This is a genomic window from Bacillus arachidis, assembly GCF_030285945.1.
In the GTDB taxonomy this organism is placed as follows: Bacteria; Bacillota; Bacilli; order Bacillales; family Bacillaceae_G; genus Bacillus_A; species Bacillus_A arachidis.
Genome location: NZ_CP127375.1, coordinates 1 through 9,872 on the forward strand (window position 1 = coordinate 1; position 9,872 = coordinate 9,872).

Below are 9,872 nucleotides of genomic sequence, written 5' to 3' on the forward strand. Positions count from 1 at the left end.
TGAGAGTCTTCAAGGGTTCTCCTTAATAGGAGGAAACGATATGGAAAGAGTGCTGCAAGTGATTGATAGTAATTTGAAACTCAAGAGCTGGGTTAAACAGGTACTAGCTGTAGGCGGAATGTTAGGGTTCTGCTACTTGGTGTTATATGTTTTTAGTTTCTTACTTGTTTTATAAATACTATACAACTACACTAGTGGAGTCTTGCCTACAGAGGTAAGGCTTTTTTGTTTTATCTAATTTTTTGTCTCATACTTAAAAATAGAGAGGAAAAGATTTTATAGAATAATTGATCAAGACTTGTTTATTTTTGGTAAATCATATTGATTAGTATTTAATTTTTTTTAGGAGATGTTATATGTGCAAGTGTAACTTGCTCTTTTTTATATTATAACCTTTTATTTTTATATACATATAATATATTGATAATTAATTGTAAAGGAGAAGTATGTTATATGACACAATTGGAGGAACTGGAAAAAGATGTTAATCAAATGAATCTAGATTTAAAAGCTATTCAACATGATGTGAAAAATTTAGAAGCAAGAATACTAGTAGCTGAAAGGGATGTTTTAACTATTAATAAACAATTAGATAAAATCAGTGCGAATACTACATGGATTTTACGATTGATCGTAAGCGCATTGGTAACAGGGGTACTTGGTGTACTCGCAAGAAATTTGTTATAGGAAAAAAAGGTGTTGGTCAATCAAAACGGACCTAGCGAAGCAGAGGGAGTATTTGACTTGACCAACTGCACGATACCCAAACCCGGGGTTGGCACCGAACAAACTACCGTTTGTTCCTGCCAACCGGCGAGGGAGCCCCTCAAGGATTGAGGGGTTGGGGAGTTCGATTGAAGGGGGGCTGGGGAAGGGTTCCCCAGTGGGTTTGGGCAAAGCCCAAGGTTTGTTTTTGCCATGCTGGGCATGGCTCGGCAAAGCCGAAAAGCGTCGCAGACCCCTATCGATTTTGATGCGAAAGCGTCAAAATACGTATAGGGTTACGTTAATTGACTCCATTTCGTCGCTTTGCTAGACTTATGGTATCAATTAATCTAGGGGAAGTGGTGGCACTTTATGTTGTTCTCTATTTCATTTAATCAATCTCACCAAAGTTCATTAAGCCATAATAACAGGGAAAACATTCATGGGAATCCTGGCATCGATCCATCCAGGTTAGACGAGAATATCTACTTTGTTCAAAAGGACATCCGAAGTGTATACAAGGATGTCTTTCAAGAAGCGGTGGACAAGTATAACGAGAAACAAAAACGGAATGACCGTAAGATTAAGGATTATTATGAAAAAATACGTAAAGATGAAAAGACACATGAGCAACGAGAACTCGTTGTAGCGATTGGGGAAGGCAAGGACGACCCAAAGTATAGGGAGGCCAAAAAAGAAGCGCTTAAGCGCTATGCTGAAGCGTTTCAAGAGCGGAATCCAAATCTAGCAGTCTATAACATGGTTTTACATGATGATGAAGCCAATCCCCATCTACATATTAACTATGTACCGAATTTCGAAAGTAGTCGAGGATTAACGAGGCGTGTCGGAATGGATAGAGCCTTGCAACAACAAGGCATAAAAGGAAAAGGAACGGAACTCATTGCGAATTGGAGAACATTAGAAACGGCTTATATCGAGGAATTAGCAAAAGAACATATTTCTGATTTTGAAAGGGCCAATGTAGGGTCTCACAAGTACATGAAAGTCCGTCAATACAAGGAATATGCAGAAACAAAATCATTTGTTGAAAATCAAGTACAAGAAAAAGAAACGCAATTACAAGTTGTTGATCATCATTTGAAAGATGCTGAAGAAAAAGCAAAAGAATTACAGATGATGAAAAAGCGTTTGGAAAGTGATGTCGTTGATAAGTACAAAGAATTAGAGATAGTAAAACAACAAGTAGAGAGTGAAAGTGAAAAATTGCAGCTAATTGGTCAGCGTCATATAGAGTTAGAAAAAAGAGTAGAACAAATGCAAAAAGAATTAGATGGTGTTAAGGATCAAGTACCAAATGAACCTATTAAAATTCCATTTTTGCGTAAAGAAGTAATAACAGAAGTACAGAATAATAAAACGTTTGGGAAAGCTGAAGTCACGAAGAAAAAAACTGGGAATTATGTGTTATCACCAGAACAATATCAAGAATTAACAAAACAAGTGAACGCAGCGGTTACTATTAAAAAGGATTATGAGCGTTTGAGAAAAACAGACTTTGTGAAAGAGTATCAAAGTTTAAAAATGACTACAGAAGGTTGGATGGAAGAGAATAGGATATTGAAACAAGAAAAAGGTCAGTTAAAAAAAGAAGTTAGTGTATTACATAAGGAAATAGGGTCTTTAAAAGCTCATATAAAGGATTTACAAACAAATATAAGGGTTTTATACCAACAAACGAAAAAAGCTTTAAAAGAGCAATTTCAGACGCTTAGAGAGCTTGTTAAAAATGAATTGGTTGGTAGGGGAGTTAATAATCATTTTGAACAGGAAGATAAGAGGGAAATGAATAAGCAGAGAGGGTTTGATATGGAAAGATAGACGTGATAATAGTGAAAAAGAGAATTGGTTTTTAGTAGATGGAAACCTTTAGTAATGTATTTCATGTTATTATAAAGAAAGATGTAATAAACGAGAAAAACCGCCCATGCTTTGGTCGGCAGGCGGTTTTTCATAATAAGGTTGGAATCAACCAATATATATTCTATATACATTCTAACATATAAAAGTTGATTCCTTCCACTAAGGGAGAGAATTATTTTATGACAAAAGTTGTAGATTTTGGACAAGCTGAAAGAAATGCTAGAAAAAGAGATTTAGAAATTGAAAATGAACAATTTAAGCAAGATCATAATGAGGTTTCAAAAGCTGAATTAGAAAAAGCTATGGAAATTATGGCTAAAGCTACTGGTAAAGAGCTGTACATAGGTACTAAAAAAAGTCCTCAATCGAAAGTGAGGTTTGTTCAATTGATTCAAGATAATTGGAACTATGCTTTGGAGACAGGATATTTTACTGATGAAGAAATACTATTTTTAATGCGCATTCAACGATTTTTACAATTTAAAAGTAATTGTATAGTTGATGATATTCATTCTAGAAGTGCAGTTCCTATGACTCAAACGCAGATTGCTGAACGTCTTGGAACGAGTAAACCTAAGGTTAGTCGAGTATTAAAGCAATTACAAGAAAAAGGTATTGTAGTAAAAGCAGTAGGTCAAGAAATTGAAGGTAATAACGTACGTACTAACGCAATTTTTATTAATCCTAACATTATGTTCTCTGGTGAACGTGACAATATTGAAGTTACTTTAAAAGCATTATTTATAAAATCCAAACCTTTATTAAAAAAATTTCCAATAGCCCTTTTTTAAGGGCTATTTTTTATGTTTTCGTAGTTACCTAATTTGATAACTAATGTTACCTAATTTGATAACTACGAAAATACCTATAAATCCTTGATATAACAACATTTTTATAACCAAATAAGGTTAATTTACTCTCACTCTCTATATAAAGCTAAAAGTTCTGCAAGGAACAGGTAGTATTTTTGAGCAAAGAACGCTCAAAAATCTCCACCTTTTTCGCTACGCTCCATCCTGGCAAAACTTTTTTCGGCTCGTGTGCTTTTCTCGCCAAGCCGAAGGACAAAAAGCAATGCAATGGTTCTCGGCTTGGATTAGCAAGTATACGAGCCGAACCGCTAGATCATTAGTTCTAGATTTTCTCTTATTCGTTATAACGCTATGTTTTAAACCGTGGGGTTTCGTCCCCACACGACGAGCCAGCACTCCAAACAAAAAGCAATGGAAGATCAAAAGATAAGATCAAAACAAAAAAACTAGCACTTTCAAAAGATGCTAGTTGACGTAAAATCTGTTCTCGGAAGTTGATCTTGTAGCGCTCTCTCTCGTAATTCACTATGTTTTTCAAAGAAAATAGTGAAAGGCAAGGCGATGAATACATTTACAAAATGACAAAACTGTAAGAATATACGAATGTTTGTAAGAAAGTTCGATGTTTTCCTTTTTCTTTTTTTATTATAGTGAAAAAGAAGAACGAAATATTCTCTTATGTAGGAAAGGAAGATAATAATGATTGATCTATTAAATAAATGGATGTTAGAAAGTACAACCAATTTTAATATCGTTGTAGGACTTACAGCACTTCTATTTTTGGGTTCAGTAATTGCACTTATTATTATTTACAAAAAAATTGGTAAACCAGATGAAAGAACAAATGCTATTTATTTAAAAATTACTTCTCGTATGTTTACTACTCAAATTTTAATGAATGCTATATTTATTTCTTTAGTTGGTAAAGATATTGAGAATTTCCGCCAAATCTTTATATTATTTGAAGCTTTTGTATTCTTTATTGGAGCTATTTATTCGTTTAAATTATATAGACAGGAATACAAAAAAATTATTTATAAGAAACAATAAAAAACAGTAGTGATTTTACACTACTATTTTTTATTGTTCATTTTCAAATGTAAACTTTTCATTTTTAGTTAACTGTATATTATATACATATGAGGTTAACATAACGTCCTATTATTGGTAGTTCTTTCAATCCAAGAATCCATTCACACCAAGGGTTTCTCTTATTCTCCAACATTATGAAATATGCAGGATTTTATACATTCCCGCAATGGTGCGAGTTTTCGGGTTCTGATTTGTTGCCAGATATGCGGGAAAATTGTATAAAATCCTGCATATTTTCTTGTTTTAAAATTAAAATTTCACGTATAATAATTGAAATTTTTTCATGAAATTCCTATTTTCCTAACATTCGTTGAAAAAACGATTTTTTTGAGTTATTTTCTTCTTGTTTCTCGATGTAATCTAGTACTTTATTTAATCTTTCTTTCAATTCTTCATTTTCTCTTTGTATTTCAGCGTTCTTTTTTCGTTCTTTTTCTGTTCTTTGCCGTTCTTCTAGCAATAACTCAAGAATTTGCTTATTTTGTTGTGCAATGATTTCGTGTTGTTGCAAGGTACATGCTAATTGTTTATTTGTTTCTTGGAATGTGGAAAGAAGATCTTCTTGGTAACGTTCCTTTACCGTTACTTTACTGTTCTCCGAAATAAGAACGCTATGCGTTATTTCAGCGTTATCCTGTTCATTTGTAAGGGTTTGTACAGCGTTTTCTAATGTCCGGCTACCATCCGCCATTAAGTCTTTCATTCGTTTCAATAACGCTATATCTTTTTCGTAATAAATACGTTGATTTCGTGAATTCCTCTCAAATATGTATTGAGCATTCTCCAATGCTAAACTCCATTTTCGGAGGGTGTTGCTGTTTAAATTTAGGTCTTTGCAGACTTCAGCAGCAAAATAACCAAAATCCATGGGAATTCCTCCTTCTATGAACCATTCTTCTAGCGTTATTCTACTGTTCTCTTTGTGTTATAGCAATTCTTTAAAGGAATGCTTATCTCCTTTATACAGTTGAATTTTACACAAAACGTATTACATAACATCACTGCAACCGTAAATTGACAAAATGCATTTGTAATAATATAGAAAAACATTTTTGGTTTTGAGATAATCCAATTATTAGAAGAAAGGAGTTCATATATATGACCTTTGGTGAAAAACTTTTTAAGTTAAGAAAAGAGAAAGGACTTTCTCAGGAAGCTTTAGCTGAAAAATTAAACACTACAAGACAAGCAATTAGTAAGTGGGAAAATAGTCAAGGGTTTCCCGAAACTGAAAAACTCCTTATGATCGGAAACATTTTCGAGGTATCTATTGATTATTTGTTAAAAGATACGGTGAAACAAATCAAAGAAAATGAAAAAGGATATTATGTAAGTAAAGAGATGGCAGAAGGTTATTTATTAGATCAACGTAAGATATCTAAATATGTTGCTTTGGGCATTAGCCTACTTATTTTATCCACTGTACCCTATTTAGTTTTTCAAAATACAGCTCTTTATACATTTCTTATCATTCTAATTGCTACGATTGGGGTTGGAATACTTGCAACCGCAATATCTATAGAAGATCATCAATATAAAATACTCAGCAAAGAGGCTTTACTATTTGATCAAAACTATCTAAAAGAATTGTTAATCAGATATAACCATAATAAAAAAAGATATACTGTTGTAATAATAGTGGGAGTTTGTTTAATCGTAGCAGGTGGATTACCTTTTTTATTTGAAAAAAAAGGTATTGTTTCAGGAGTTTTAATACCTTATTATCCATTTTGTGTAGGTTTAATTACTTGTGGTTCCTATATTTTGCTTCGCACCTTAATAATACTTAATTCGTATTTGTTACTGGTAAGGAATGAAGAATATGTGAATAGATTAAGTTTTAAGCTTCTAAAAAAAGGAAGAAAAAAATTAGAAAATATTTAAAATGACTTCCGCTAACGATAATTATGTAAATGAGCTATCCAAATGGATGGCTTATTTTATTTTTTTACTTAGCGTGGATTTTTTCCGAAATGCTGGCGATACCCCTATTAGCTTTTTGTATGATGTCTGTACATGAAATTAGTTTCACTGAAATATTCAACCTCATCTCATGTATTACATTTGTTATACGCTCTTGTCCCACTTCTGCGAGAAAATCCAATTTTTCTATGTCATCTTGTGTAAATCACAAACAGATATAAATTGATATAGACTAATTATTTACATAATATTCCATATTTTAAATAAAAAGTATAAAATAGGGTTTTAAATAAATAAAAGGGGTGGTTAAAAGATGAAAAAACTTGTTAGCCTTACTCTAGCTTTTATTTTCGCTTGGTCCTTAATGGGGGTAGGACCTACTTCAGCTGCTGGGAATATCGAAAAAGTAGATGAGCGTACAACATTTGAAGAATTAACATACGAAGAAGCTATGGAACGCATTGCTAATTATAGTGGTCTTTCTATTCAAGAAGTTAAACTTGAAAATCCTAATAACCTACAAACTTTAGGTACATGTGGTTACGGTGAAGCAAGAACTCAATTAGATGTCTCTACATTTTATCAACCTTATTTAGTTGTTGTTGTTGATAAATGTCGCGATGGTAGTTTTGGTTGGATTGGTAATATAAATTATGCAAATTTACTTAGACAAGATGCTTGGGGTAGAACTAAGGTATTCAGTGGTGACGTAAAAGCATGGAATAATGACCAGCGAGGTATTGAATACCTAGTTAATGGAGATTTTTTCAATTATGGAAACATGGTTGAAACTTATAGTTCTGGGGCAAATACTACTGCTTTTTCAATAGGATATTCAGTATCTCAACAAAGGGATCACTTTAAGTATTGGTATAGCGGATATAAATATTTTAAAATAGTTCCTTAATTAAAAAAGAGTATTCGTTTCTGAGAAGAAATAAATGCTCTTTTTTAAAAGAAAAATATAAAATAATAAAGAATACCCTAATAACAGTACAGTATAATTATTTAAAGGAAGGTGGTTTGATGAAAAATACATTAATCTTTACCCTTCTCCTATCTGTCTGCGTACTACTAGCAGGGTGTAATTCAACAAACTCCTTTTTAACAGATGAAATTTTAGGAATTGGAAAATCTACAGTCCACAATGAAGTAAGGTTTGAACATACAACAGATAAGAAAAAAATAAGAACTATATCCAAAATATTTAATAAAAAAGAGTGGATAACAAATAATTCATTTGATCCAACCGGAAAAGATCCTGATGTTGTTTTTGTAATTAACAAATCTGATGAAGGAAGTCCTTCATTACGTGTGAGTATATTTTATAATGAAGAGGGAGCCGATGTGCTAAACATTAGAGGTGAATATACTTCATTAAATAAAGAAGAAGTAGCTATAATAAGAAAAATAACAGTGTAAATCAAAAGAAACTACCATGCAAATATAATAACATGGGTAGTTTCTTTTGATTTTTTTATTTCCGTTGTTTTTGGTTGTGAGTGCTGGCTGGGGGTTTGGGGGCTAGCCCCCAGGAATTTAACGTAATTGTATATAGTATAAGTGAAATTATTAAGCGATGGATTTAAGCGGTTCGGCAGGTACAATTGCTAGTCTAAGTCGAATAACTTAAATCCTTGTTTTTGGTATGTTCGGCTTGGCGACATGCTATCACCTGCCGAAAAAAGTTTTGCAAGGAGGTAGCATAGCGGACAAGGTGGAGATTTTTGAGCGTTCTTTGCTCAAAAATACTACCTGTTCCTTGCGGAACTTTTAGCCTATATATAAGAGTGATAAGAGAAAAGTGAAGAAAGTCAGTAATATCAAGGGTTTATAAGAGGTAGGGTGTGAATTTTTTTCACACTTAAAAAAACGGAAAATCAAACAAAACTTAAAGATACATTGACTTCTGCTTTCGAATTTTATGTAAATAGGCTATCCATATGGATGGCTTATTTTATTTTTTGCTTAGCGTGGGTTTTTTCCAAAATGCTGGACAAGCATACAAGCATAACTATTAAAATCTTAATAGTATTTATTATAATATTGAAAAGGAGATAGAATATGGGAGACTATAATAAATACTGCAAGTATTATAAAAATAAGTACGATGATCACTATGATGATAAGTACTACAAGTATTACAAAAATGAATGCGGTGATCATTCTATTAAAATAAATGTAGATTGTTGTAAGAAAGATGAAAAAAAAGAAAACGTAAGAGCATCAGCTTTTAGAGCTGTTAACAATGCACCTCAAAATATAGCTGCAAATACACGTACAAAAGTATTATTTCAAATTGAACAATTTGATTTAGCAGGCGAATATAATCCAAATACTTCTACATTTATTCCATCTAAAAATGGAGTTTACAATATAACTGCAACAGTTACTTTTGACACACAACAAGTTGATCGCAGTGCATTTGTCGGTATTCGCGTAAATGGTGTAATAGTTGCAGCAGGTGATAATGATTTCTTCGGTCCATTAACTGGTTTTACAAATATAGTTACTGCTACTACAATCCTTCGTTTAAATGCTGGAGACCAAGTAGATGTAATAGCCCTTTCTTCAGTCGCAGGTACTATTTCTGTAAATAACCCAGCACTTTTGAACTACACTCATTTTGAAGCAGCTAGATTTCCATCCTAAGCAAAAAATTTAAAACTTCTAAGAAAACTGATTATATGAATATAAAATGTATCTAGTATATTATCTTTCTCTTCTTTATTGATACCAATGTATTTATTTAAAAAAACTCTGATCTTTTTAAAATCAGAGTTTTTTATATTAACTACTTTTAATAATTTAAATTACTTATATTCATAAATTGATTTTATTTGAAATAAAATTTTTATCCATGGGTTTCTGTACTCCTTTATTTGTATCGTTTTGAATGTATACTTTTCTTTCTAATTTTAAGGACATTAAGGGTATTGGGATAAGGTTAATGTTTCCGGTAATTTGAATGTAAACAAATATGCAAAAGTTTACTTTCAATAAAAAATAAAAAGCACCTTTTAATGTTTTAAAAGTGCTTTAACTTGATGTTGATGTGAGGGAACCTCAAGTATGTAGAAATTTAAAAAAGTCCCTTAATCATACTAGAGGGACTTTGCTCACACAAATGATCTGCAAATCACTTCATCTTTGATATACAGATCATTTGTATGATAATTTTTATAAATAATTGCGGAATAATGGACTTACATAAATGTTTTTAAAAGTTCTTGAACCATTGGAATTAATCCACCTACAAATTTTAAAACTGCCATTGCGATTTCCATATTATTTCCTCCTCTTTTGTTGCTACTAAGATGTGATTTATCTTTATGCTTTTATTATAGTAAGCGCTTACATTTATAACAATACATTTTTATATGCAATATTGCATATTTATATATTTAGACAAAAATTAGGCCTCTATTAGTCATTTCTAATGGTATTATAGCGAGG

Annotated in this window: 10 protein-coding genes; 9 read left to right on the top strand and 1 reads right to left on the bottom strand. The window is 32.0% G+C overall.

The window, feature by feature from the left end; translation table 11 throughout:
* Window positions 1-40 precede the first annotated feature (40 nt).
* The 5 genes from QRY57_RS01590 (at window position 41) to QRY57_RS01610 (ending at window position 4,451) form a co-directional block, all read left to right on the top strand.
* Window positions 41-175, top strand: a complete 135-nt coding sequence (locus tag QRY57_RS01590; RefSeq protein WP_286015199.1) for a hypothetical protein — start codon at window positions 41-43, stop codon at window positions 173-175.
* A 278-nt stretch (window positions 176-453) separates the two neighbouring features.
* Window positions 454-687, top strand: a complete 234-nt coding sequence (locus tag QRY57_RS01595) for a hemolysin XhlA family protein (protein ID WP_026593405.1) — start codon at window positions 454-456, stop codon at window positions 685-687.
* A 390-nt stretch (window positions 688-1,077) separates the two neighbouring features.
* A complete protein-coding gene (locus QRY57_RS01600; RefSeq protein WP_286015302.1) occupies window positions 1,078-2,547 on the top strand; it encodes a plasmid recombination protein in 1,470 nt (489 codons plus the stop codon).
* Window positions 2,548-2,768: 221 nt separating this feature from the next.
* Entirely contained in the window at window positions 2,769-3,380 is a 612-nt protein-coding gene (locus QRY57_RS01605) for a helix-turn-helix domain-containing protein (RefSeq protein WP_003209444.1), read from the top strand.
* 720 nt (window positions 3,381-4,100) lie between these two features.
* Window positions 4,101-4,451 (top strand): 6-aminohexanoate hydrolase, encoded by a 351-nt coding sequence (locus tag QRY57_RS01610; protein WP_286015303.1) that lies wholly within the window; start codon window positions 4,101-4,103, stop codon window positions 4,449-4,451.
* A 334-nt stretch (window positions 4,452-4,785) separates the two neighbouring features.
* On the opposite strand, the gene QRY57_RS01615 is transcribed toward QRY57_RS01610, so the two are convergent.
* Window positions 4,786-5,361, bottom strand: coding sequence for a MerR family transcriptional regulator (locus QRY57_RS01615; RefSeq protein WP_286015304.1), 576 nt, complete (start codon window positions 5,359-5,361; stop codon window positions 4,786-4,788).
* A gap of 230 nt (window positions 5,362-5,591) precedes the next feature.
* Between QRY57_RS01615 and QRY57_RS01620 the strand changes: the two genes are divergently transcribed.
* The 4 genes from QRY57_RS01620 to QRY57_RS01635 all read left to right on the top strand — a co-directional run bounded on the left by QRY57_RS01620 (window position 5,592) and on the right by QRY57_RS01635 (window position 9,068).
* Window positions 5,592-6,377 carry a helix-turn-helix domain-containing protein gene (locus QRY57_RS01620; protein WP_286015298.1) on the top strand — a complete coding sequence of 262 codons (786 nt, stop codon included), beginning with the start codon at window positions 5,592-5,594 and terminating at the stop codon, window positions 6,375-6,377.
* A 352-nt stretch (window positions 6,378-6,729) separates the two neighbouring features.
* Entirely contained in the window at window positions 6,730-7,323 is a 594-nt protein-coding gene (locus tag QRY57_RS01625) for a hypothetical protein (protein WP_286015299.1), read from the top strand.
* A 119-nt stretch (window positions 7,324-7,442) separates the two neighbouring features.
* Window positions 7,443-7,838, top strand: coding sequence for a hypothetical protein (locus QRY57_RS01630; protein ID WP_286015300.1), 396 nt, complete (start codon window positions 7,443-7,445; stop codon window positions 7,836-7,838).
* Between the two features lie 642 nt (window positions 7,839-8,480).
* Window positions 8,481-9,068, top strand: coding sequence for a hypothetical protein (locus tag QRY57_RS01635; protein ID WP_286015301.1), 588 nt, complete (start codon window positions 8,481-8,483; stop codon window positions 9,066-9,068).
* Window positions 9,069-9,872: the final 804 nt, after the last annotated feature.